We start from the raw sequence: 23313 nt of genomic DNA on the forward strand, positions 1-23313 counted from the left end.
AACCGCTTCTGGCGGTGTGTGTTCTGTTGGCGGCATTCAACAATGCCGTCGCATACTTGTTATGTCGGCAGCTATGTCGGTTTGTGTAGCGGCTTGCTGCCGCCCATGTGCTTTGCCCCGCCGCTGGCGATCAACTCGGCCAGGGCGGATACGTCCAGCAGTGCACACATGTGCTCAATCACCGTGCCGACGAGCCATGGCCGCTGACCTCGATGACTTCTCCATTTGATTTCGTTCGGGTCCAGGCGCAACGAGCGGCTGACCTGATGCACCGCCAGCCCCCATTCGTAGCCCTGAACCGAAATAACGTATTGCAGGCCCTGGCGGAAATCGTCGCGGTAACGGTCGGGCATGACCCAACGCGCGGTGTCCAGTACTTTCAGGTTGCCGGCCTGGCTCGGCAGGATCCCGAGGAACCACTCCGGCTGACCGAACAGCGGTGTCAGCTCGTGACCGGCCAAAGAATAAATCGAGCCCAGACACACCAGCGGCACCGCCAGGGTCAGCCCGGCGACATCGAACAACAGGCATTCGAATGGCTCGGCGGCCCAGGACGGGCGACCATCGGTTTCCACGGGTGGTGGCGTGTTGCTCGGTGGCAGGTGGACTTCGACCACCGGTGGCACCAAGGCTTGCAGCAGCGGGGCGATGGTCGAGATCGGCGCCAGGATCGGTGCCGGGGCTTCGATCAGGGCGACTGCTGCTTTCTCGACGACGGGCGCAGTCACTGGCGCAGCAACGGCAGCCGCCGGGCGCGCGTCACGGGCCTGTTCTTCGAGCACCGCCAACTGAAACTCATCCAGCGCCGCTTCTACCTCGACCGCCTCAACAATCTCGACGACTTCAGCAACCGCCTCGACTTCCGGCGGCAACTCTTCAGTCGCCTCCATCAGCAAGCTGTCCAGATAAGACTGGAGCGCCAGTTGCGGGCGCGAAGTGACCTTCACCGGCCGGTTCATGCGCGCACCAGCGTAGGAGCTGCCGAAGGCTGCGATCTTTTGGCGGATTCGAAGGTGTCACAAAGCAAGATCAAAAGATCGCAGCCTGCGGCAGCTCTGACAGGTATTGGGTTCATCAGGCCACCGCCGGGGCGAGTTGTGCGGCCAACAGGTGCTTGAGCAATGCGCGGTAGGCCAGCACCCCACGGCTCTTGCCGTCGAACTGCGAAGGCGTCACGCCGGCACGGCTGGCATCGCGCAAGCGGGTATCGACCGGGATGTAGCCCTGCCAGATTTCTTCCGGGTACTTGTCGCGCAACACCCGAAGCGTGCTGAGAGAAGCCTGCGTGCGGCGGTCGAACAAGGTCGGCACGATGCTGAAGGGCAGCGCCTGTTTGCGCGAACGGTTGATCATCGCCAGGGTATTGACCATGCGTTCCAGGCCTTTGACCGCCAGGTGTTCGGTCTGCACCGGGATCACCAATTGCTGGCTCGCCGCCAAGGCATTGACCATCAGCACGCCGAGCAACGGCGGACTGTCGATCACGGCGTAATCGAAGTCCTGCCAAAGTTGCGCCAGGCTCTTGGCAATCACCAGGCCCAGGCCACTCTGACCCGGCGACTGACGCTCGAGGGTCGCGAGTGCGGTGCTCGACGGCAACAGGGAAATACTCTCGTGGCTGGTGGGCAACAACAACTGACCGGGCAAGCCTTGCGGCACACTGCCCTTGTGCAGGAACAGGTCGTAGCTGCTGTGCTCCAGGCTGTCGGGGTCGTAACCGAAGTAGCTGGTCATGGAGCCGTGGGGGTCGAGATCGACCACGACCACGCGCTTGCCCGCCTCGGCCAGTAAACCGGCTAAAGCGATAGAGGAAGTGGTTTTACCAACACCACCCTTTTGATTGGCAACGGCCCAGACTCTCATTCGGAATGTTCCTCCCGGTCGAAATGGTCGACCGAGAAATAGCTCAACGTATTAATGCGGGTGACGGAGAATTGACGGCACTCTCTCGTCCCGGCGACTTGACCGGGGTCGGTGCAGTTTGTGTGCCAGCACGCTTCAACGCGGCATCCGGTTTCGCATTAGCGGTTCCGGTACCGGTAAGGCTGCGGCGCACATCGAGATTTCGTGACACTACCAGGACGACGCGACGGTTACGCGCCCGCCCCTCGGCCGTCGCGTTGTTGGCCACTGGCTGGAACTCGCCGTAACCCACCGACGCCAAGCGACCGGGGTTCACACCCTGCATCGCCAGCATGCGCACGATGCTCGCCGACCGGGCCGAGGACAGCTCCCAGTTGGTCGGGTATTGCGCGGTGCGGATCGGTTGATCGTCAGTGAAACCTTCGACGTGAATCGGGTTGTCGAACGGCTTCAGAATCGCGGCAACCTTGTCGATGATGTTGAACGCGATGTCGCTGGGCATGGCGTCGCCGCTGCCGAACAACAGGCTGGAATTGAGTTCGATCTCGACCCACAACTCGTTGCCGCGAATGGTCATCTGGTTGGAGCTGATCAAGTCGCCGAACGCGGCGCTGATGTCGTCGGCGATGCTTTTGAGCGGATCGCTGGCACCCGCGATACCGGCGTCGACCTGCTCGGCGTCTTTAACCAGCGGCTTGGCCGGGGTCACGGTCTTCGGTCGCTCGTCGCCGATCGGAATCGGCTTGAGGGCGCGGTCGGAGTCGGTAAAGACCCCGATCAACGCTTCGGAAATAACCTTGTACTTGCCTTCGTTGATCGAAGAGATCGAGTACATCACCACGAAGAAAGCAAACAGCAAGGTGATGAAGTCGGCGTAGGAAACCAGCCAACGTTCATGGTTTACATGTTCTTCAGGTTGCCGACGACGAGCCATAGTCCATTACCCCCATCAATCCATGAAGCCCTGAAGCTTCAACTCAATAGAGCGAGGGTTTTCACCTTCGGCGATCGACAGAATGCCTTCCAACAACATTTCGCGATAACGCGACTGCCGCAAAGCGATGGACTTGAGTTTGGCGGCAATCGGCAGCAGCACCAGGTTGGCACTGGCCACGCCGTAGATGGTCGCGACAAAGGCCACGGCGATGCCGCTACCCAGTTGCGATGGATCGGCCAGGTTGCCCATCACGTGGATCAGGCCCATCACCGCACCGATAATGCCGATGGTCGGCGCGTAGCCGCCCATGCTTTCGAAGACTTTGGCGGCTTCGATGTCGCGGCTTTCCTGGGTGTAGAAATCCACTTCCAGAATGCTGCGAATCGCTTCCGGCTCGGCGCCGTCCACCAGCAGTTGCAGACCTTTGCGCGAGTAGTTGTCAGGTTCGGCGTCGGCCACCCCTTCCAGACCCAGCAGGCCTTCCTTGCGCGCGGTCAGGCTCCAGTTGACGACGCGATCGACGCCACCGGCGAGGTCGATGCGTGGAGGGAACAGGATCCAGGCCAGAATCTGCATGGCACGCTTGAAAGCGCTCATCGGTGCTTGCAACAGCGCCGCACCGATGGTCCCACCGAGTACGATCAACGCCGCCGGGCCGTTGGCCAGGGCGCCGAGGTGACCGCCTTCAAGGTAGTTGCCGCCAATGATGGCGACAAACGCCATGATGATCCCGATAAGGCTTAAAACATCCATCAGATACAAGCCTCGACCAGATGCTTGCCGATATCGTCCAGGCCGTACACCGCATCGGCGAGTTCGGCTTTGACGATGGCCATCGGCATGCCGTAGATCACGCAGCTGGCTTCATCCTGAGCCCAGATCGAGCTGCCGCCCTGCTTGAGCAGACGCGCGCCTTCGCGACCATCGGCGCCCATGCCGGTCAATACGACCGCCAGAACTTTGTCACCGTAAGACTTGGCCGCGGAACCAAAGGTGATGTCCACGCACGGCTTGTAGTTCAGACGTTCGTCACCCGGCAGGATTTTCACCGCGCCACGGCCGTCGATCATCATTTGCTTGCCACCCGGCGCCAGCAACGCCAGGCCCGGACGCAGGATGTCGCCATCCTCGGCTTCCTTGACGCTGATGCGGCAGAGCTTGTCCAGACGTTCGGCGAACGCCTTGGTAAAGGCGGCCGGCATGTGCTGAATCAATACGATCGGTGCGGGGAAGTTGGCCGGCAATTGGGTCAGAACCCGCTGCAGGGCCACCGGGCCGCCAGTGGACGTACCGATGGCGACCAGTTTGTAGGCTTTGCGTTTCGGCGTTGGCGACGACGAGGCTGGCGCGTACGTACGTGCCGGAATCGGAGCCGGTGCCGGTGCCGGACGCGCAGGCGCGCTGCTGCCGTAGCTGCTGACGCTCGAAGGCGCAGGCGTCGGGGACGGTGCGGCGACAGGTGCCGGAGTGCTGTAGGTGTTGGCGCGACGGTTACTGCGCGAAATACTGAGGATCTTCTCGCACAGCAGTTGCTTGACCTTCTCCGGGTTACGGGAGATGTCTTCGAAATTCTTCGGCAGGAAATCCACCGCGCCAGCGTCCAGCGCGTCGAGGGTTACCCGAGCGCCTTCGTGGGTCAGCGAGGAGAACATCAACACCGGGGTCGGGCAGCGCTGCATGATGTGCCGCACCGCCGTGATGCCATCCATCATCGGCATCTCGTAGTCCATGGTGATCACGTCTGGCTTGAGTGCCAGCGCCTGATCAATCGCCTCTTTTCCGTTGGTCGCCGTGCCGACGACCTGGATATTCGGATCCGCTGAAAGAATTTCCGAGACGCGGCGGCGGAAAAACCCCGAATCGTCCACCACCAGGACTTTAACTGCCATAAACACTCCGTTAGACGGAGCGAGGCTCAGTCGCCCCGCCCCACCAGAATCAAATACGCCGTGCGGCGTAACGCTTGAGCATGCTCGGAACATCGAGAATCAGCGCAATGCGGCCGTCACCGGTGATGGTGGCGCCGGACATGCCCGGGGTTCCCTGGAGCATTTTGCCCAATGGCTTGATGACCACTTCTTCCTGACCCACCAGTTGATCGACGACGAAGCCGATCCGCTGAGTGCCCACCGAAAGGATCACCACATGGCCTTCGCGCTGCTCTTCGTGAGCGGCGGAGCTGACCAGCCAGCGTTTGAGGTAGAACAATGGCAGCGCCTTGTCCCGCACGATCACCACTTCCTGGCCGTCCACCACGTTGGTGCGCGACAGGTCGAGGTGGAAGATCTCGTTGACGTTCACCAGCGGGAACGCAAACGCCTGGTTGCCCAGCATGACCATCAGCGTCGGCATGATCGCCAGGGTCAACGGGACCTTGATGACGATCTTCGAGCCCTTGCCCTTGGTCGAATAGATATTGATGGTGCCGTTGAGCTGGGCGATTTTGGTTTTCACCACGTCCATGCCCACGCCGCGTCCGGAGACATCGGAAATTTCGGTCTTGGTCGAGAAACCCGGCGCGAAGATCAGGTTGAAGCAATCGGATTCGCTGAGGCGATCCGCTGCATCCTTGTCCATCAAGCCTTTCTTCACGGCAATGCCGCGCAGAACATCGGCGTCCATGCCCTTGCCGTCATCGGAGATCGACAGAAGGATGTGGTCGCCTTCCTGTTCAGCGGACAGGATCACCTTGCCGCTGCGAGGCTTGCCCATCGCTTCACGCTCGGCCGGCTCTTCAATACCGTGGTCGACCGAGTTGCGCACCAAGTGGACCAGCGGGTCGGCCAGGGCCTCGACGAGGTTCTTGTCGAGGTCGGTTTCTTCGCCGACCAGTTCCAGGTTGATCTCTTTCTTGAGCTGGCGAGCCAGGTCGCGAACCAGACGCGGGAAGCGCCCGAAGACCTTCTTGATCGGTTGCATCCGGGTCTTCATGACCGCGGTTTGCAGGTCGGCCGTGACCACGTCGAGGTTCGACACGGCCTTGGACATGGCTTCGTCGCCGCTGTTGAGGCCCAGACGGACCAAACGGTTACGCACCAGTACCAACTCGCCGACCATGTTCATGATTTCGTCGAGACGCGCGGTATCGACCCGCACGGTGGTCTCGGCTTCGCTGGCCGGTTTTTCCGGTGGCGGCGCGGACGGGGCACGAGCCGGAGCCGGGGCAGCAGCAGCGGCAGGCTTCGGCGCTTCGGCTTTAGGCTCGGGCGCTTTGGCAACGGGTTTCGGTGCAACAGCCTTGGCCGCTGGCGCCACAACCGATGCGCTGGCGCCGGACGCGGCGCCCACTTCAGTGAACTTGCCCTTGCCGTGCAATTCGTCGAGCAGCGATTCGAACTCGTGATCGGAGATCAGGTCGCTGCCAGCCGCCTTAGCGGTTGGCGCAGCCGGGGCCGGAGCCGCAGCAATGGCCGATTCCAGCGCGTCGACAGCAAAGTTACCCTTGCCGTGCAGCTGATCGAGCAGAGCTTCGAACTCGTCGTCGGTGATATCGGAGCTGTCGCCTGCCGCTTTCGGGGCAGCCGGTGCGGCTGGCGCCGGGGCTACCGCATCGACGGCGAACTGGCCTTTACCGTGCAACTGATCGAGCAACGACTCGAACTCGGCATCGGTAATTTCGTCGCTGGCCGCTGCATTGCTGCTCGGCGCTGGCACAGCTGCCGGGGCTTCTGCCTGAGCCTTGACGGCGTTCAGCGAGTCCAGCAGTTGTTCGAATTCGTTATCGGTGATGTCACCCGATTCGCTCTCGGCGGCAGGTTCTTCCACCACTTCGGCGACCGGTGCCGTTTCATCGGCGGTTTGCGGCTCGGCCAGACGGGCCAGTGCCGCAAGCAATTCTGGCGTGGCAGCCGTAATCGGGCTGCGCTCACGGACTTCGGTAAACATGCCGTTCACCGCATCCAGCGCTTCGAGAACTACGTCCATCAGTTCCGAGTCGACGCGACGTTCACCCTTGCGCAGGATGTCGAACACGTTCTCGGCGATGTGACAGCACTCCACCAGCTCGTTGAGCTGGAGGAAGCCGGCGCCTCCTTTTACAGTGTGAAAACCGCGAAAAATTGCATTGAGCAAGTCCGCATCATCAGGTCGGCTTTCAAGCTCGACCAGCTGTTCGGACAGTTGCTCTAGAATCTCGCCGGCCTCAACCAGGAAATCCTGAAGGATCTCTTCATCGGCGCCGAAGCTCATTAAGGGGGTGCTCCTAAAGGTCTAAAAACCTAAAAACCTAAAATCCAAGACTGGATAGCAAATCGTCCACATCGTCCTGACCGGACACAACGTCTTCTCTTTTATCGGCATGAATCTGCGGACCTTCACCCTGAGAGAGATGTTTTTGCGGATCTTTTTCTGCAAGCATCGCTTCACGGTCATGTTCGATGCCCGCAAAGCGGTCCACCTGACTGGCCATAAGCACGAGCTTGAGCAGGTTGCTTTCAACTTCGGTGACCAATTGGGTCACACGCTTGATCACCTGACCGGTGAGGTCCTGGTAATCCTGAGCGAGCAGAATGTCGTTCAGGTTGCTCGACACAACGCGATTGTCTTCGCTGCTGCGTGTCAGGAAACCGTCGACTCGCCGAGCCAGCTCGCGGAACTCTTCAGCCCCGACTTCGCGACGCATGAACCGTCCCCAGTCGGTGCTCAAGGCCTGGGCTTCGTTGCTCAGGCCATTGACCAGCGGCGTGGCGTTTTCCACCAGGTCCATGGTGCGGTTGGCAGCAGCCTCGGTCAGCTTGACCACATAGCCCAGTCGTTCGGTGGCATCCGTGATCTGTGACACTTCTTCCGCTTGCGGCATGTTCGGGTCAATCTGGAAATTGACGATCGCGCTATGCAGCTCGCGAGTGAGCTTGCCCACTTCCTGATACAGGCCACGGTCACGGGTCTGATTGAGCTCATGGATCAGTTGCACAGCGTCGCCGAACCTGCCTTTTTCAAGGCTTTCGACCAGTTCGACCGCGTGTTTTTTCAGGGTCGATTCGAAATCGCCCTGTGAAGACTCGTTATGCTCCATAGCTCCCCCGTGGCGCAGTGGCTTCGCACATCAACCGATGCGTTCGAAAATCTTCTCGATTTTTTCTTTTAACGCCTGGGCCGTGAAGGGCTTGACCACATAGCCGTTAACTCCGGCCTGGGCTGCCTCGATGATCTGCTCGCGCTTGGCTTCAGCGGTCACCATCAGCACCGGCAGGTGCTTGAGCTTTTCATCGGCACGCACGTGGCGCAGCAGGTCGATACCGGTCATGCCAGGCATGTTCCAGTCTGTTACCAGAAAGTCGATGCTGCCGCTGTTGAGAACCGGAATGGCAGTAGTGCCATCGTCAGCCTCGACCGTGTTGGTGAACCCAAGGTCACGCAACAGGTTTTTAATGATCCGCCGCATCGTTGAGAAGTCATCAACGATGAGGATTTTCATGTTCTTGTCCAATTCGACCTCCAAGCAGTCTTAAACGCGCCCAGCACCTGGACGCGCCATTTCAATCAATCCGGCAAAGCACTCAATGACTGTCTGGAGCACAACAGATCGGGACCGGTACGGTTCAACACCCCACCAGCCGCGTTCGCAGTGTCCCCACACTGCCTTCAGCGCGCTCGCCACTCCCCCAAACGCCCCCGCAAACGGGCCGCGCACTGGCTGTGTAACTGGCTGACCCGAGATTCGCTAACCCCCAGGACCTCACCGATTTCCTTGAGATTCAACTCTTCGTCGTAGTACAGCGCCAACACCAGTCGCTCGCGCTCCGGCAAATTGGCAATCGCGTCCGCCAGCGCCGCCTGGAAGCGTTCATCTTCCAGATCGCGTGACGGCTCGAGATGAACACTGGCGCCATCCTCGTGCAGCCCTTCGTGTTCGCCGTCCTGCAACAGATCGTCGAAACTGAATAAGCGGCTGCCCAGGGTGTCGTTCAAAATCCCGTAATAATCGTCGAGACTCAATTGGAGTTCGGCCGCAACCTCGTGATCTTTAGCGTCACGGCCGGTTTTAGCTTCAATCGAGCGAATGGCGTCGCTGACCATCCGGGTATTGCGGTGGACCGAACGTGGCGCCCAGTCCCCCTTGCGTACTTCATCAAGCATCGCGCCACGGATTCGTATGCCCGCGTACGTCTCGAAACTCGCGCCTTTGCTGGCGTCGTATTTGGTCGACACTTCAAGCAGGCCGATCATCCCGGCCTGGATCAGGTCTTCAACCTGGACACTGGCCGGCAGACGCGCCAGCAAGTGGTAAGCAATGCGTTTAACCAGTGGCGCGTAACGCTCGATCAGCTCGTACTGCGCGTCACGTGCCGACTTCTTGTAGAGGTTGTAGCCACTGGCTGTCATAGCACCGGTCCTGCCGTTTGTTGCACGAGGCGCTCGACGAAAAACTCCAGGTGCCCACGCGGGTTGGCAGGTAGCGGCCAGGTATCGACCTTCTGTGCAATCGCCTTGAACGCCAGTGAGCACTTGGAACGCGGGAAGGCTTCGTAAACGGCGCGCTGCTTCTGCACAGCCTTGCGCACGCTTTCGTCGTAAGGCACCGCGCCGACGTATTGTAAGGCGACGTCAAGGAAGCGATCCGTGACCTTGGTCAACTTGGCGAACAGGTTGCGCCCTTCCTGCGGACTCTGGGCCATGTTGGCCAGGACGCGGAAGCGGTTCATGCCGTAATCGCGGTTCAGCAGTTTGATCAGTGCGTAGGCATCGGTGATCGAAGTCGGCTCGTCGCAGACCACCAGCAAGACTTCTTGCGCTGCGCGGACGAAACTGACGACCGATTCACCAATGCCCGCCGCGGTGTCGATCACCAGCACGTCGAGGTTGTCGCCGATATCGCTGAACGCCTGGATCAGGCCGGCGTGTTGAGCCGGGCTCAAATGAACCATGCTCTGTGTGCCGGACGCGGCCGGGACGATGCGAATGCCGCCAGGGCCTTGCAACAGAACGTCGCGCAGCTCGCAGCGGCCTTCGATCACGTCGGCCAAAGTACGTTTGGGTGTCAGCCCCAACAGAACGTCGACGTTCGCCAGCCCCAGATCGGCGTCCAACAGCATGACGCGCCGACCGAGCTCAGCTAGAGCCAGGGACAAGTTCACTGACACGTTAGTCTTCCCGACGCCACCTTTGCCGCCGGTCACCGCGATCACCTGTACGGGATGCATGCTGCCCATGAATTTTCTTTACCTTGTCTTACTTAGACGGAGGCCACATTACTGGCTGCGCGTTCATTAACTGAACAATGCATGGCAGACCATCGATGTAGGTACAAAAACTGTTCATTAATACCTCAGCCGACCTGCTTGGTCGGGCTGTGGTAAATATCAGCGAACATATCAGCCATGGCTTCTTCGCTGGGTTCTTCTTGCATTTGCACGCTTACGGCGCGACTGACCAACTGATGACGACGCGGCAGATGCAAATCATCCGGAATCCGCGGGCCATCGGTCAGGTAGGCCACCGGCAATTCATGACTGATGGCCAGGCTCAACACCTCGCCCAGACTTGCCGTTTCATCCAGTTTAGTCAGGATGCAGCCAGCGAGCCCGCAGCGTTTGTAACTGTGATAAGCGGCCGTTAGAACCTGTTTCTGGCTGGTGGTTGCCAAAACCAGGTAATTTTTCGATTTGATGCCACGACCGGCCAGGCTTTCTAGCTGCATGCGCAGTGCCGGATCGCTGGCCTGAAGGCCCGCGGTATCGATCAGTACCACGCGTTTGCGCAACAAAGGCTCCAGCGCCTGCACCAGCGACTGGCCCGGATCGACATGCGTCACCGACACATTGAGGATCCGGCCCAACGTCTTGAGTTGTTCCTGAGCACCAATACGGTAGCTGTCCATGCTGACCAGCGCGATATTTTGCGCGCCGTACTTGAGCACGTAACGGGCCGCGAGTTTGGCCAGGGTGGTGGTCTTGCCCATGCCGGCGGGGCCGACCATGGCAATCACGCCACCCTCTTCCAGAGGCTCGACTTCCGGTGTGGCGATCATCCGCGCCAGGTGTGCCAGCAACATGCGCCAGGCCTGACGAGGTTCTTCAATATCGGTAATCAGCGCCAGCAAATCGCGCGACAACGGGCCGGACAGACCGATGCGTTGCAGGCGACGCCAAAGATTGGCCTGGGCCGGGCGGCTGCCTTGCAGCTGATTCCAGGCCAGGGAGCCGAGTTGCACTTCCATCAGTTCGCGCAGGCTGTTGAGTTCGAAACGCATCGAGTCGAACGCCCGTGGGTCGACGCCACCGGTGGCAGGTGCCGCGGCCGGTGCAGGACGACGGGGTTCGGTGTAGGTCGGCTCGATCAGCGGCTCGGCGGCAGTCAGTGGCAGGCCGGCGAACAATTGGCGATTGGTGGACTTATCGCTCTCGCCATCGCTGCGCAGGCTCAGTTCGGCCTGGGCGGTGACGATCCGCGACTGGGTCTTGCGCAGCTCATCTTCGAGTTCCATGTTCGGAACGCGCGGAGCCAGCGCCGACAACTTGTAATCCAGGGCAGCCGTCAGCTCGACACCACCGGCGATCCGGCGGTTGCCAATGATGGCGGCATCAGCGCCCAGCTCATCACGAACCAGTTTCATGGCCTGACGCATATCGGCGGCGAAAAAACGCTTAACTTGCATAAACCACTACCTCAGCCGTTGGGCCCTACTGTCGCAACGATGGTCACTTGCTTGTTGTCAGGAATTTCCTGGTAAGCCAACACATGCAAACCCGGGACTGCCAATCGGCCGAATCGCGACAGCATCGCGCGAACCGGACCGGCTACCAGCAGAATCACCGGTTGACCTTGCATTTCCTGACGCTGCGCCGCATCGATCAACGAGCGTTGCAGTTTCTCAGCCATGCTTGGCTCCAGCAGAACGCCCTCTTCCGAGCCTTGTCCTGCCTTCTGAAGACTATTGAGCAATATTTGTTCCAACCTTGGCTCCAGGGTGATCACTGGTAGCTCGGAGTCAGTCCCTACAATGCTTTGGACGATTGCGCGGGATACACCGACGCGAACCGCAGCCACCAGCGCGGCAGTATCTTGACTCTTGCTGGCATTGTTTGCGATGGCTTCGGCAATGCTGCGGATGTCCCGTACTGGCACCTGTTCGGCCAGCAACGCCTGCAATACTTTGAGCAGCTGCGACAGGGAGACCACGCCAGGCACCAGCTCTTCGGCCAGTTTTGGCGAGCTTTTGGCCAGCAATTGCATGAGTTGCTGCACTTCTTCGTGGCCGATCAACTCGCTCGAGTGCTTGTACAAAATCTGGTTCAAGTGGGTTGCCACTACCGTACTGGCATCGACCACGGTGTAACCGAGGGATTGAGCCTGGGCACGCTGGCTGATTTCGATCCAGACCGCCTCCAGACCGAAAGCCGGATCTTTGGCGGTAATGCCGTTGAGCGTGCCGTAGACCTGCCCCGGGTTGATCGCCAGTTCGCGATCCGGGTAAATCTCCGCTTCGGCCAGGATCACCCCCATCAGGGTCAGGCGATAGGCACTCGGCGCCAGGTCGAGGTTGTCACGGATGTGCACGGTCGGCATCAGGAAGCCCAGATCCTGGGACAGCTTCTTGCGCACGCCCTTGATCCGCGCCAGCAACTGACCACCCTGATTGCGGTCCACCAGCGGAATCAGCCGATAGCCGACTTCCAGGCCGATCATGTCGATCGGAGTGACGTCGTCCCAGCCAAGCTCTTTGGTTTCCTGAGCGCGGGCTGGCGATGGCAGCAGTTCCTGCTGACGCTTGACCTCTTGCAAGGCCTGAACCTTGACCACGTTCTGCTTCTTCCAGAACAGGTACGCGCCGCCAGCTGCCAGGGCTGCCATGCTGAGAAAGGAGAAATGCGGCATGCCGGGCACCAGGCCCATCACTGCCATCAAACCCGCCGCCACGGCCAACGCTTTGGGCGAGGCGAACATCTGGCGATTGATCTGCTTGCCCATGTCTTCCGAACCGGAAGCACGGGTCACCATGATCGCTGCAGCTGTAGATAAAAGCAGTGATGGCAATTGCGCCACCAAACCGTCACCGATGGTCAACAGCGCGTAAACCCGGCCGGCGTCGCCGAAGGTCATGCCGTGCTGGAAGATACCGACCGCCATGCCGCCGATCAGGTTGATGAAGAGAATCAGCAGACCGGCAATGGCGTCACCGCGAACGAACTTGCTGGCACCGTCCATGGAACCGTAGAACTCGGCTTCCTGTGCCACTTCCATCCGGCGCAGTTTGGCCTGGTTCTGGTCGATCAGGCCGGCGTTCAAGTCGGCGTCGATCGCCATTTGTTTACCGGGCATCGCATCGAGGGTGAAACGCGCGCTCACCTCGGAAATCCGCCCGGCGCCCTTGGTCACCACGACGAAGTTTATGATCATCAAAATCGCGAAGACGACGATACCGACCACGTAGTTACCGCCGATCACCACCTCGCCGAAGGCCTGGATCACCTTGCCGGCGGCGGCATGGCCGTCCTGACCGTGGAGCATCACCACCCGCGTGGAGGCCACGTTCAGCGCCAGTCGCAGCAATGTCGCCACCAGCAGAATGGTCGGGAACACCGCAAAGTCCAGTGGCCGCAAGGCGTAAACACAGACCAGCAAGACGACAATCGACAACGCGATGTTGAACGTGAAGAACACGTCCAGCAGGAACGGCGGCACCGGCAACATCATCATCGCCAGCATGACCAGCAGCAACAACGGCACACCCAGATTGCCTCGACTTAAGTCGGCAACGTTTGTGCGAGCACTGTTGAATAACTGAGAGCGATCCACCGGTTTTCCCCGTTCCTTTAAAGCAAACTTTTTGACGCCTGAAGCAGGCGCAGAGCGGCTACTGCAAGAAGCCTTCCAACTTTTGCCGAGGCGGGGAATAGAGGGGTGTATTGAGCTTTGTAGCAGCTGTCGAGCCTGCGAGACTGCGTCCGAGAACGAAGTTCTCGCAAAGGTTTACGACTGCTGCGCAGCCGGACGCAGCCTCGCAGGCTCGACAGCTGCTACACGCGTCTCTCTCAGGAATCGCGCCGCAGGTCGGGCGGAATCGGCAGGTCGTCCTTGAGCGGATCCGGGCGTTTACCCTTGCCGGCGCGGTGCTGGCGGATCTGGTAGACGTAAGCGAGCACCTGGGCGACGGCAAGGTAGAGCCCGCCAGGGATTTCCTGATCAAGTTCGGTGGAGTAGTAGATCGAACGCGCCAGTGCTGGCGACTCAAGCAGCAGCACTTCGTTGGCCACAGCGATTTCACGGATTTTCAAGGCCAGGAAGTCGCTGCCCTTGGCGATCAGCATCGGCGCCCCGCCCTTGTCCGGATCGTACTTGAGCGCTACGGCGTAGTGAGTCGGGTTGGTGATCACCACATCGGCGTCGGGGATTGCCGCCATCATCCGGCGCTGGGACATGTCGCGCTGCAGCTGGCGAATCCGCTGTTTGACCTCCGGGCGCCCCTCCTGATCCTTATGCTCGTCGCGTATTTCCTGCTTGGTCATCAGCAGTTTCTTGTGGCTCTCCCAGAGCTGCACCGGCACGTCCACCGCGGCGATGATGATTAGCCCACAGGACATCCATAACGTACTCCAGCCCACTACCTGCAGGCAGTGAATGACGGCCAGCTCCAACGGTTCGTGGGCGATGCGTATCAGGTCATCGATGTCTGACGATAACACCTGCAGGGCCACCGCCAGGATGATCAAAAACTTCGCAAACGCCTTAAGCAGCTCCGCCACCGCCTTGAACGAAAACATCCGCTTGAGGCCGGCGGCAGGGTTCATCCGACTGAACTTCGGTGCCAGGGAACCCGCTGCGAATAGCCATCCACCCAGGGAGATTGGGCCGATCAACGCGGCCAGCACCAGGGTGATCATGATCGGCTGAATCGCCAGCAAGGCTGTCAGCCCTGAACTCAACAGGTAAGTGCTCATGGAGCGCTGATCGAGAATGACTTCACGGGACAGGGAGAAATTCTGCCGCATCAATTCCATCAAGTCTTGCGCCAGCGCCCCGCCGAAAATCAGCAGCGCACCGGAACCCGCCAACATGATCGCCAGCGTGTTGAGCTCTTTTGAACGCGCGATCTCGCCTTTCTCGCGAGAGTCCTTCTTGCGCTTCTCCGTGGGGTCTTCTGTTTTGTCCTGACCGCTTTCGCTCTCAGCCATGACTCAGCGCGCCCGTGCCAGTTCGCGTAACAACTGCAAGGCCTCGGAGGCCAGCGGTTGATACTGATTAATAATGTCCGCCAGCCCGACCCAGACAATGAACAGCCCGAGCACCAGGGTCAGCGGGAAGCCGATGGAGAAGATGTTCAGCTGTGGCGCCGCCCGGGTCATGATGCCAAACGCAATGTTGACCACCAGCAACGCAGTGATCGCCGGCAACACCAGCAACAGCGCAGCACCGAGGACCCAGCCGAGCTTGCCGGCCAGTTCCCAGTACTGATTGACCAAAAACCCGCTACCGACCGGCAGCGTAGTGAAGCTTTCGGTGAGGATTTCGAACACCACCAGATGGCCATTCATCGACAGGAACAACAGCGTCACCAGCATGGTGAAGAACTGCCCGATCACCGCCACCGAGACGCCGTTGGTAGGGTCGACCATCGAAGCGAAACCCATGCCCATCTGAATGGAGACGATCTGCCCCGCGACCACAAAGGCCTGGAAGAACAGCTGCAAGGAGAAACCCAGCACTGCACCGACGAGGATCTGCTCGGCGATCAGCAGCAGCCCGCTCAAGTCCAGCGCATTGACCGGCGGCATCGGCGGCAACCCGGGGGCAATCACTACCGTGATCGCGAGGGCAAAATAAAGGCGCACTCGCTTGGGCACCAGAGTCGTCCCGAAAACCGGCATGACCATCAGCAAGGCACCGATACGAAACAGCGGCAGCATGAACGTCGCCACCCAGGTACTGATCTGGGTATCGGTCAGCTGGAGCAGCGACATGGTTTAGCCGATGACCTGAGGAATACTGCCGTACAACTGCAGGATGTATTCCATAAAGGTCTGCACCAGCCACGGACCGGCGACGATCAACGTCACCAGCATCACCAGCAGGCGCGGCAGGAAGCTCAGGGTCTGTTCGTTGATCTGCGTAGCGGCCTGGAACATCGCCACCAACAGCCCCACGAGCAAACTCGGAATCACCAGCACGGCGACCATCATGGTGGTCAGCCACAGCGCTTCCCGGAAGATGTCTACCGCAACTTCTGGCGTCATGGCGATACACCGCCGAAGCTGCTCGCCAGCGTACCGATGATCAACGCCCAGCCATCCACCAGCACGAACAGCATGATCTTGAATGGCAGGGAAATGATCAGCGGCGAGAGCATCATCATACCCATGGCCATCAGCACACTGGCCACGACCAGGTCGATGATCAGGAATGGAATGAAGATCATGAAGCCAATCTGGAACGCGGTTTTCAGCTCGGACGTGACGAACGCCGGAACCAGAATCGTCAGCGGCGCCTGATCCGGCGACGCGATGTCAGTGCGCTTGGACAAGCGCATGAACAACTCCAGATCGCTGCTGCGAGTCTGGGCGAGCATGAAATCCTTGATCGGCACCTGCGCCTTGGCCACGGCGTCCTGAGCGGTGAGTTTCTCCGCCAGATACGGCTGCAAGGCATCCTGATTAACCCGGTCGAATACCGGCGCCATGATGAACAGAGTCAGGAACAGCGCCATGCCCGTGAGGATCTGGTTCGACGGCGTTTGTTGCAGGCCGAGGGCCTGACGCAGGATCGAGAAGACGATGATGATCCGGGTGAAACTGGTCATCAGCATGACGAACGCCGGGATAAAACTCAGCGCGGTCATGATCAGCAGGATTTGCAGGCTGACCGAGTATTCCTGAGCGCCGTTGGCGTTGGTACCCAGGGTGATCGCCGGGATCGATAACGGATCGGCGGAGAACGCCAGCGGCGCGGCCAGCATCAGGGCCAGCGTCAAGACGATGCGTAGCGCACCCATTACTTCTTATCCTTCTGATCCTTGCCCATCAGCTCCATCAGGCGCTGGGCAAACTCGGGAGTCGCTTTTTCAGTACCGCTGGGCACTTGCACCGGCTCCTTGAGCACGTGCAACGCGGTGATGGTGCCGGGGCTCAAGCCAAGCAGAATCTGCTCGTTGCCGACCTGCACCAGCATCAGACGGTCACGCGGGCCGAGCGCGCGGGAGCCGATCAGTTCGATGACCTGCCCCTTGCCGGCCGGCCCGGCCTGTTGCACCCGACGCAGCAACCAGGCAAGGAAGAAGATCAACCCCAGCACCAGCAGCAAACCGAACACCAACTGCGTCAATTGCCCGGCCACACCGCTGCTGACCGCGGGTGCAGCGGCCGCAGTAGCGGTCGCTACCGGCTCGGCAGCCATAACGCTGAACGGCAACGCCAGCGCTAACCCTGACAAAACCCCCAGAATCTTTTTCACTCAGCGCAACTTCTTGATGCGTTCGCTTGGGCTGATCACGTCAGTCAGGCGGATGCCGAACTTCTCGTTGACCACCACCACTTCACCGTGAGCGATGAGCGTGCCGTTGACCAGCACGTCCAGCGGTTCGCCGGCCAGACGATCGAGCTCGATCACCGAACCCTGGTTAAGCTGCAGCAGGTTACGGATGTTGATATCAGTGCTGCCGACTTCCATGGAAATCGACACCGGGATATCGAGAATCACGTCCAGGTTCGGACCGTCGAGAGTGACCGGTTCGTGGTTTTTCGGCACGCTGCCGAACTCTTCCATCGGCAGACGGTTGGACGGCGAACTGGCGGCATCGGCGGCCAGCAAGGCGTCGATGTCGTCCTGCCCGGCGTCGCCGGTTTCTTCCAGGGCAGCAGCCCATTCATCGGCCAGCGCCTGGTCGTCCTGGGTGTTCATATCGTTAGCCATCAATTTGTCCTCGGCGGGCATCCATTCAATCTGGAGCCGTCAGTTAAAAGCACAGGGGGTTAGGAGCGCCGGTCAGCGGCGCTCGATCGGCTCGATCACTTGCAACGCGAGGTTGCCTTTGTGCGACCCCATCTTGACCTTGAACGCAGGCACGCCGTTGGCGCGCATGATCATTTCGTCCGGCATTTCGACCGGGATAATGTCCCCCGGCTGCATGTGCAGAATGTCCCGCAGGCGCAACTGGCGACGGGCAACCGTGGCACCGATCGGTACGTCAACGTCCAGCACGTCCTGACGCAAGGCGTTGACCCAGCGTTCGTCCTGATCGTCGAGGTCCGACTGGAAGCCGGCGTCGAGCATTTCGCGTACAGGTTCGATCATCGAGTACGGCATGGTCACGTGCAGGTCGCCGCCACCGCCATCGAGCTCGATGTGGAAGGTCGACACCACAATGGCCTCGCTCGGGCCGACGATGTTGGCCATGGCCGGGTTCACTTCCGAGTTGATGTACTCGAAGTTCACTTCCATGATCGCCTGCCAGGCTTCTTTCAAATCGACGAAGGCCTGTTCCAGCACCATGCGCACTACACGCAATTCGGTGGGTGTGAATTCACGCCCTTCGATCTTCGCGTGACGGCCGTCGCCGCCGAAGAAGTTGTCCACCAGCTTGAACACCAGTTTGGCGTCGAGAATGAACAGTGCGGTGCCGCGCAACGGTTTGATCTTGACCAGGTTGAGGCTGGTCGGCACGTACAGCGAGTGCACGTATTCGCCGAACTTCATCACCTGCACGCCACCGACGGCAACGTCCGCCGAACGGCGCAGCATGTTGAACATGCTGATGCGGGTGTAACGGGCGAAACGTTCGTTGATCATTTCCAGGGTCGGCATACGTCCACGGACGATGCGATCCTGACTGGTCAGGTCGTAGCTTTTGACACTGCCGGGTTCAGCAGCGGTATCGGTCTGTACCAGACCATCGTCGACGCCATGCAACAGCGCATCGATCTCATCCTGGGACAGCAGGTCCTGCACGGCCATGTCGTGTTCCTACTGCAGTACGAAATTAGTGAAAAGCAACTGTTCGATGACCACTTTGCCGAGTTCTTTCTGCGCCACTTCCTGGACGCTGGCCGTGGCTTTCTGACGCAACATTTCCTGCCCTACAGGCGATGCCAGGGTGGCGAAGTCCTGCCCGGAGAACAGCATGACCAGGTTATTGCGGATGACGGGCATGTGGACTTTGAGCGCGTCAAGATCGGCCTGATTGCGCCCCTGCATGGTGATGCTCACCTGCATGTAGCGCTGACGGCCGTTCTGGTTGTAATTGGCCACGAAGGCTGGAGCCATGGGCTCGAAAATCGCTGGCTGCTTGCCGACCGGGGCGGTTTCAGCCGCGGCGGCAGGCTTGCTCTGGGCGCTGTGCATGAAGAACCAGGTCGCCCCCACGGACAAGCCGATCGCCAGCAGCAGGGCCACCACCACCGCGATGATCAGCTTGAGTTTGCCTTTGGTTGCGGGGTCTTTTACTGCTGCTTCGCTCTTCGCCATGCCAATAATCCGTCACTATTCGGGTTTTCACAGTCGCACGGCAAGGCAAGAGCAAGTGTTATGCCAGAAGTGTCTGAGGGAAAATGGACTGCGGCTGGTTGAGGCCGAAAATCAAAAGATCGCAGCCTTCGGCAGCTCCTACATTGGAATGTGTACATCCTGTAGGAGCTGCCGAAGGCTGCGATCTTTTAGGGGGCGTCGCAAATTATCAGGCGTAATAATCGACTGCGCTGGAGCCGATGACGCTGGTCGTGCTGGCTGCGACTTCGGCAACGCTGGCCGGAAGCTCTTCGTCCATCGAATCGAGACGACCACCGCTGGCGTTGGTGCGCCCCCCCTGACTTTGACCCTGTTGAGCCTGTTCCTGCCCTTGGCCCTGCCAGCCACGGGACTGGTCGGACACATTGACGTCGACCTGGCCCATGCCCTGCTGCGCAAACATGTCACGCAAGCGATGCATCTGCCCGTCCAGCGCTTCGCGAACGCTTGGATGGGCACTCATGAACGTCACTTGAGTCTGCTGATCCGGAACCATGTTCACCCGAATGTCCAGCCGCCCCAGTTCGGCCGGTTGCAACTGGATGTCTGCAGCCTTGAGATTGGCACTGGACAGGTACATGACCCGGTTCACTACTTCTTCGGTCCAGCCACTCTGATGCATGGCGATCGGCTGATTGACCGGCACTGCGTTGGCGGTTTTCGGCGTGGCCGCCTGGGTCAGTGCTGCCAGACGGTTGGCGAAATCGTCGACCCGGGTATCGCTACTCGCGGACTTCAGGTCCTTGAGACCGTCATCGATAAGGCCACTGAAGGCTTTGTCACCGCCCTGGCTGGTGCTGTCCTTGTCGACTTGCACATCGAGCATACTTGCCATGCCGGCGGCGAAGGTCTGCGCCGAGGTTGACTCGCCGTCGGCCTGGGCCTGGGCCGAGGTCGGTGCCGCTTTGGGCTGGGCCTGACTCGCAGCCGAAATATGGCCGCCCTGCTCCATGGCCATACGCACGGCGGGCAGTGCGTCGAGGGGATCGGCTTCGGGATCGAAATCGGTGTCAGTGCTTGCAACAACCGGAGTCGTTGCCGCCGTCACAGCCACCTCGACCTGCGGTTGCGGGGTGACGACAACGGGCGGAGCTGCCGGTACCGGCGCAGGCACCGCAGGTTGTACTGCCTGCATCAACGCAGGATCCAGCGTCGGGTCAACGGGCGCGGCATCGGCAACCGGAGTCTGCGCAGTATCCGACCCGTCATCGCTGGCGGGCTCGTCGTCAGCCTGCGCCGGTTTATCGGCGGGCAAGGATTTGCCGCTATCGGCAACCGCAGGTTCCGGGGCGGCAGACTTGTCGTTGCTGACGTCCTTTTTGTCGGGGCTGTCCGGCGCTTTATCGCGTATCGGCTTGGCCGATCCATCACCCACCGCAGAGGGTTTGTTCTGGGCTTGATTGGCGTAGACCTGAGCGAAGCTGGATGCCTTATCCCCAGGCTCAGCAGCCGGCGCCGGTGTATTGGCGCAAGCGACTTGAGTCTTGGCCTGCGCGGCGGCCTGAAGAAGCATATTGGGGGTAACGGGCATGGAACGGTCTCCGCTGCACTGGGATCGTAGGTACAGTTGACGGAGATTACTGCAAAGGTCGCGCCAGGTTTGAGTGGCAGGCGCTAAAAGCGCCGGACGGTCTCATTGGCAGAGAGAGTACGCTGACGCTCGGCCTCATAGAGCGGCCGGACAAACGCAAATTCGTCACCAATTTCGCCCACCAGTTTTTCAATGCCGGCGAGGCTTTTTTGCTTGGCGCGCTGCTCCAGCTCATGGCACAACTCAGCCAGGCGAATGGCGCCCATGTTGCTGCTGCTGCCCTTGAAACTATGGGCAGCATTCATGAGTTGCGCGGCATCTTCAGCCTTTCGCAAGATGCGTAAACGCTCTTCGGAATCGGCGAGAAAGGTATCCAGCAACATCGGATACTCATCCTCCATGACCTCTTGCAACGCGTTCAGCACGTCGCGGTCCAGGTGTGTGTCAGCCACTTGCTCACTCCTTGATCAAGAATGCGTGGATTATGCCAGAGCCTCCCAGAAAAACTCCACGCGGGCACTTCGACCATCGTCGGACCAACTCGCATTGTGGCCCAGTTGACGGATCAGACTGACGCCACGTCCCGACAGACGGACACCATCGACGGGCCGCTCCATCACCCGCGCGACATCGAAACCCTTGCCACTGTCTTCAACCCGAACAGCCAAGCACCCGCCCTTGCCCTTGGGTGTCACCTGCAAATGCACCCGCACGAAGCCGTCCTGCAAAGCATCCAGGCGCGCATTGCGCTGTTGATAATAGCGGGTGAAACCCGAGGCATCGCTCTTGAGCGCCGAATCCAGCCCCAGCACTCCATGCTCCAGGGCATTGGAATACAGTTCAGCCAATACACTGTAGAGCGCCCCGCTCTGAGCCCGCAGACCGTGGACCTCAAGCAGCAATTGCAGAAGATACGGCAGCGGATTGAAGCGTTTGAGCGTGGCGGCGCGAAATTCGAAACTCACTGACCAGTCCAGCGGGCAGGACTGACCACTGTCGGAATACACCAGCGCCGGCGGGCTCAGTTGTGCGGCCTCCAGCAGACTGACCTCGACCATGCTCACGTCATCACGGGCCTCGCCGCGAAAGTCGCGCAACGCCTGCTCGATCTCTTCGAACAGCTCATCAGGCTGACGATTGGCCGCAAACACCTGCTGCAATCGCTCCACACCAAACAACTGTTCGTTGGCATCGCAGGTATCGATTACCCCGTCGGACAACAGGAAGACACGATCCCCGACCGCCATCGGAAACACCTCGGTGCGGTCATCAAAGGATTGCGGGCTCAGCACGCCGAGCGGCAAATGCCGAGCCGTCAGCGGCGTGCGCTCACCGCTGGCGATGCTGTGCAGGTAACCGTCCGGCATTCCGCCGTTCCAGACCTCCACCGAGCGTCGCTGAAAACTCAGGCACAGCAGCGTTGCACAACAGAACATGTCCACCGGCAGGATGCGCTTGAGCTTGGCATTCATCTCGCGCAGGGTTTCGGACAGGCCGTAACCCTTGGCGGTCATGCCATAGAAAACTTCGGCCAAGGGCATGGCACCGACCGCGGCCGGCAAACCGTGACCGGTAAAATCGCCGAGCAGCACGTGCATGTCGCCGGCCGGGGTGAACGCGGCCAGCAGCAGATCGCCGTTGAACAACGCATAGGGCGATTGCAGGTAGCGAATATTCGGTGCACTCAGGCAGCCGGAGTGGGCCACCTTGTCGAACACGGCCTTGGCCACGCGCTGCTCGTTGAGCAGGTACTCGTGGTGCCTGGCGATCAGATCGCGCTGCTGCAACACCGTGGCCTGCAACCGCCGCAAGCGGTCCATCGCCTTGATCTTGGCGGCGAGGATCACCTGGTTGTAGGGCTTTGCCAGGAAGTCGTCGCCCCCGGCCTCCAGACAGCGGGCCAGCGCTTCGCTTTCGGTCAGCGAGGTGAGGAAGATGATCGGCACCAGGGTTTCCCCTGCCAATACCTTGATCTGCCGCGCAGCCTCAAAACCGTCCATCACCGGCATCATCGCGTCCATGAGCACCAGTTGCGGTCGCTGCTGGCGAAACGCTTCAACGGCTTCGGCACCGTTGGCGGCCGTCAGCACCTCATGCCCCTGACGACGAACGATGGTCGACAGCAGCATGCGATCGGCCGCACTGTCTTCGGCGATCAGGATCGTCAGCGGTTCGAACAAGGACTGCATGGCGGTCACGCCACGTCGAAGATTTGTTCGAAGTTGGAGATGGCGAGAATCTTGCGCACATCTGCGTTAGCGTTGGTCAACGTGATCTCGGCATTCTCGCCGCCAGCGTGATCACGCAATAGCAACAGCATGCCGAGCGCTGAGCTGTCGAGGTAGGTGGCGTCTTTCAGATCTACTTCGAAGGATTCGGGTTTTGGCTGAAGATTTTCGTAGGACTCGCGAAATTCCTGATGCTTGGCGAAATCGAATCGTCCCTTGACCGATATCGTCAGCTTTTGCCCATCTTGGGAGACTTCTGTAACAACTGGCATTTAACGGCTTCCTTGTCATGGGTGAACGTACGTGTACAAGGTTTAGCA

The 23313-nt window shown here is 60.0% G+C and carries 24 protein-coding genes; all 24 read right to left on the bottom strand.

Annotated features, from left to right (window positions below):
* Positions 1 to 71: 71 nt before the first annotated feature.
* The 24 genes from EAH74_RS25430 to EAH74_RS25545 all read right to left on the bottom strand — a co-directional run bounded on the left by EAH74_RS25430 (position 72) and on the right by EAH74_RS25545 (position 23265).
* Entirely contained in the window at positions 72 to 959 is an 888-nt protein-coding gene (locus EAH74_RS25430; protein WP_140681954.1) for a CheW domain-containing protein, read from the bottom strand.
* Positions 960 to 1074: 115 nt separating this feature from the next.
* Entirely contained in the window at positions 1075 to 1863 is a 789-nt protein-coding gene (locus EAH74_RS25435) for a ParA family protein (protein ID WP_140681956.1), read from the bottom strand.
* A gap of 43 nt (positions 1864 to 1906) precedes the next feature.
* The gene (gene motD, locus EAH74_RS25440; protein WP_008155811.1) at positions 1907 to 2797 is read right to left on the bottom strand and encodes a flagellar motor protein MotD; all 891 of its coding nucleotides are present in this window, start codon (positions 2795 to 2797) and stop codon (positions 1907 to 1909) included.
* A 15-nt stretch (positions 2798 to 2812) separates the two neighbouring features.
* Positions 2813 to 3553: a flagellar motor protein gene (locus EAH74_RS25445; protein ID WP_111451890.1), complete on the bottom strand. Its 741-nt coding sequence runs from the start codon at positions 3551 to 3553 to the stop codon at positions 2813 to 2815.
* The gene (locus tag EAH74_RS25450) at positions 3553 to 4689 is read right to left on the bottom strand and encodes a protein-glutamate methylesterase/protein-glutamine glutaminase (protein ID WP_140681958.1); all 1137 of its coding nucleotides are present in this window, start codon (positions 4687 to 4689) and stop codon (positions 3553 to 3555) included. Before EAH74_RS25450 ends, EAH74_RS25445 begins: the two co-directional genes overlap by 1 nt.
* A 49-nt stretch (positions 4690 to 4738) precedes the next feature.
* Complete coding sequence (locus tag EAH74_RS25455) at positions 4739 to 6988, bottom strand: chemotaxis protein CheA (protein WP_140681960.1); 2250 nt, start codon at positions 6986 to 6988, stop codon at positions 4739 to 4741.
* A 37-nt stretch (positions 6989 to 7025) separates the two neighbouring features.
* Positions 7026 to 7814, bottom strand: a complete 789-nt coding sequence (locus EAH74_RS25460) for a protein phosphatase CheZ (protein WP_074874578.1) — start codon at positions 7812 to 7814, stop codon at positions 7026 to 7028.
* A 30-nt stretch (positions 7815 to 7844) separates the two neighbouring features.
* On the bottom strand, positions 7845 to 8216 hold the full coding sequence (locus tag EAH74_RS25465; RefSeq protein WP_003183998.1) for a chemotaxis response regulator CheY: 372 nt from the start codon (positions 8214 to 8216) through the stop codon (positions 7845 to 7847).
* 167 nt (positions 8217 to 8383) lie between these two features.
* A complete protein-coding gene (gene fliA, locus EAH74_RS25470) occupies positions 8384 to 9124 on the bottom strand; it encodes an RNA polymerase sigma factor FliA (RefSeq protein ID WP_140681962.1) in 741 nt (246 codons plus the stop codon).
* On the bottom strand, positions 9121 to 9951 hold the full coding sequence (gene fleN, locus EAH74_RS25475) for a flagellar synthesis regulator FleN (RefSeq protein WP_007975361.1): 831 nt from the start codon (positions 9949 to 9951) through the stop codon (positions 9121 to 9123). Before fleN ends, fliA begins: the two co-directional genes overlap by 4 nt.
* A 116-nt stretch (positions 9952 to 10067) precedes the next feature.
* Positions 10068 to 11396 (bottom strand): flagellar biosynthesis protein FlhF, encoded by a 1329-nt coding sequence (gene flhF / locus EAH74_RS25480; protein ID WP_123364560.1) that lies wholly within the window; start codon positions 11394 to 11396, stop codon positions 10068 to 10070.
* Positions 11397 to 11407: 11 nt separating this feature from the next.
* On the bottom strand, positions 11408 to 13537 hold the full coding sequence (gene flhA / locus EAH74_RS25485; RefSeq protein ID WP_140681964.1) for a flagellar biosynthesis protein FlhA: 2130 nt from the start codon (positions 13535 to 13537) through the stop codon (positions 11408 to 11410).
* A 236-nt stretch (positions 13538 to 13773) separates the two neighbouring features.
* Positions 13774 to 14913: a flagellar biosynthesis protein FlhB gene (flhB, locus tag EAH74_RS25490; protein WP_123364557.1), complete on the bottom strand. Its 1140-nt coding sequence runs from the start codon at positions 14911 to 14913 to the stop codon at positions 13774 to 13776.
* A 3-nt stretch (positions 14914 to 14916) separates the two neighbouring features.
* Positions 14917 to 15699, bottom strand: a complete 783-nt coding sequence (gene fliR, locus EAH74_RS25495) for a flagellar biosynthetic protein FliR (RefSeq protein ID WP_140681966.1) — start codon at positions 15697 to 15699, stop codon at positions 14917 to 14919.
* Between the two features lie 3 nt (positions 15700 to 15702).
* Positions 15703 to 15972 (bottom strand): flagellar biosynthesis protein FliQ, encoded by a 270-nt coding sequence (gene fliQ, locus EAH74_RS25500; RefSeq protein ID WP_007948918.1) that lies wholly within the window; start codon positions 15970 to 15972, stop codon positions 15703 to 15705.
* Entirely contained in the window at positions 15969 to 16727 is a 759-nt protein-coding gene (gene fliP / locus EAH74_RS25505) for a flagellar type III secretion system pore protein FliP (RefSeq protein WP_123364555.1), read from the bottom strand. The genes fliQ and fliP overlap by 4 nt, the downstream gene beginning before the upstream one ends.
* Positions 16727 to 17185 carry a flagellar biosynthetic protein FliO gene (gene fliO / locus EAH74_RS25510; protein WP_140681968.1) on the bottom strand — a complete coding sequence of 153 codons (459 nt, stop codon included), beginning with the start codon at positions 17183 to 17185 and terminating at the stop codon, positions 16727 to 16729. Before fliO ends, fliP begins: the two co-directional genes overlap by 1 nt.
* Positions 17186 to 17644 (bottom strand): flagellar motor switch protein FliN, encoded by a 459-nt coding sequence (fliN, locus tag EAH74_RS25515; RefSeq protein ID WP_111451927.1) that lies wholly within the window; start codon positions 17642 to 17644, stop codon positions 17186 to 17188.
* A 72-nt stretch (positions 17645 to 17716) separates the two neighbouring features.
* Positions 17717 to 18685 (bottom strand): flagellar motor switch protein FliM, encoded by a 969-nt coding sequence (fliM, locus tag EAH74_RS25520; RefSeq protein ID WP_008151077.1) that lies wholly within the window; start codon positions 18683 to 18685, stop codon positions 17717 to 17719.
* 9 nt (positions 18686 to 18694) lie between these two features.
* Positions 18695 to 19195 carry a flagellar basal body-associated protein FliL gene (gene fliL, locus EAH74_RS25525; protein WP_140681970.1) on the bottom strand — a complete coding sequence of 167 codons (501 nt, stop codon included), beginning with the start codon at positions 19193 to 19195 and terminating at the stop codon, positions 18695 to 18697.
* 208 nt (positions 19196 to 19403) lie between these two features.
* Positions 19404 to 20765, bottom strand: coding sequence for a flagellar hook-length control protein FliK (locus EAH74_RS25530; protein WP_140681972.1), 1362 nt, complete (start codon positions 20763 to 20765; stop codon positions 19404 to 19406).
* A gap of 83 nt (positions 20766 to 20848) precedes the next feature.
* A complete protein-coding gene (locus EAH74_RS25535) occupies positions 20849 to 21217 on the bottom strand; it encodes an Hpt domain-containing protein (protein ID WP_140681974.1) in 369 nt (122 codons plus the stop codon).
* A 30-nt stretch (positions 21218 to 21247) separates the two neighbouring features.
* Positions 21248 to 22954, bottom strand: a complete 1707-nt coding sequence (locus tag EAH74_RS25540; protein WP_140681976.1) for an ATP-binding SpoIIE family protein phosphatase — start codon at positions 22952 to 22954, stop codon at positions 21248 to 21250.
* Between the two features lie 5 nt (positions 22955 to 22959).
* Positions 22960 to 23265, bottom strand: coding sequence for an STAS domain-containing protein (locus tag EAH74_RS25545; RefSeq protein WP_008151067.1), 306 nt, complete (start codon positions 23263 to 23265; stop codon positions 22960 to 22962).
* Between the last annotated feature and the right edge of the window lie 48 nt (positions 23266 to 23313).

This window comes from Pseudomonas mandelii (genome assembly GCF_006438925.1).
GTDB classification, from domain to species: domain Bacteria; phylum Pseudomonadota; class Gammaproteobacteria; order Pseudomonadales; family Pseudomonadaceae; genus Aquipseudomonas; species Aquipseudomonas mandelii_C.

Bases quoted from the DNA above. Each gene is read 5' to 3' on its own strand.
- flhB (WP_123364557.1), bottom strand. From the start codon at position 14,913: ATGGCTGAGAGCGAAAGCGGTCAGGACAAAACAGAAGACCCCACGGAG.
- EAH74_RS25545 (WP_008151067.1), bottom strand. From the start codon at position 23,265: ATGCCAGTTGTTACAGAAGTCTCCCAAGATGGGCAAAAGCTGACGATA.
- EAH74_RS25435 (WP_140681956.1), bottom strand. From the start codon at position 1,863: ATGAGAGTCTGGGCCGTTGCCAATCAAAAGGGTGGTGTTGGTAAAACC.
- EAH74_RS25460 (WP_074874578.1), bottom strand. From the start codon at position 7,814: ATGGAGCATAACGAGTCTTCACAGGGCGATTTCGAATCGACCCTGAAA.
- fliM (WP_008151077.1), bottom strand. From the start codon at position 18,685: ATGGCCGTGCAGGACCTGCTGTCCCAGGATGAGATCGATGCGCTGTTG.
- fliR (WP_140681966.1), bottom strand. From the start codon at position 15,699: ATGTCGCTGCTCCAGCTGACCGATACCCAGATCAGTACCTGGGTGGCG.
- fliP (WP_123364555.1), bottom strand. From the start codon at position 16,727: ATGGGTGCGCTACGCATCGTCTTGACGCTGGCCCTGATGCTGGCCGCG.
- fliQ (WP_007948918.1), bottom strand. From the start codon at position 15,972: ATGACGCCAGAAGTTGCGGTAGACATCTTCCGGGAAGCGCTGTGGCTG.
- fliL (WP_140681970.1), bottom strand. From the start codon at position 19,195: ATGGCGAAGAGCGAAGCAGCAGTAAAAGACCCCGCAACCAAAGGCAAA.
- fleN (WP_007975361.1), bottom strand. From the start codon at position 9,951: ATGGGCAGCATGCATCCCGTACAGGTGATCGCGGTGACCGGCGGCAAA.
- EAH74_RS25455 (WP_140681960.1), bottom strand. From the start codon at position 6,988: ATGAGCTTCGGCGCCGATGAAGAGATCCTTCAGGATTTCCTGGTTGAG.
- motD (WP_008155811.1), bottom strand. From the start codon at position 2,797: ATGGCTCGTCGTCGGCAACCTGAAGAACATGTAAACCATGAACGTTGG.
- flhF (WP_123364560.1), bottom strand. From the start codon at position 11,396: ATGCAAGTTAAGCGTTTTTTCGCCGCCGATATGCGTCAGGCCATGAAA.
- fliA (WP_140681962.1), bottom strand. From the start codon at position 9,124: ATGACAGCCAGTGGCTACAACCTCTACAAGAAGTCGGCACGTGACGCG.
- EAH74_RS25430 (WP_140681954.1), bottom strand. From the start codon at position 959: ATGAACCGGCCGGTGAAGGTCACTTCGCGCCCGCAACTGGCGCTCCAG.
- EAH74_RS25465 (WP_003183998.1), bottom strand. From the start codon at position 8,216: ATGAAAATCCTCATCGTTGATGACTTCTCAACGATGCGGCGGATCATT.
- EAH74_RS25540 (WP_140681976.1), bottom strand. From the start codon at position 22,954: ATGCAGTCCTTGTTCGAACCGCTGACGATCCTGATCGCCGAAGACAGT.
- EAH74_RS25445 (WP_111451890.1), bottom strand. From the start codon at position 3,553: ATGGATGTTTTAAGCCTTATCGGGATCATCATGGCGTTTGTCGCCATC.
- EAH74_RS25530 (WP_140681972.1), bottom strand. From the start codon at position 20,765: ATGCCCGTTACCCCCAATATGCTTCTTCAGGCCGCCGCGCAGGCCAAG.
- EAH74_RS25450 (WP_140681958.1), bottom strand. From the start codon at position 4,689: ATGGCAGTTAAAGTCCTGGTGGTGGACGATTCGGGGTTTTTCCGCCGC.
- fliN (WP_111451927.1), bottom strand. From the start codon at position 17,644: ATGGCTAACGATATGAACACCCAGGACGACCAGGCGCTGGCCGATGAA.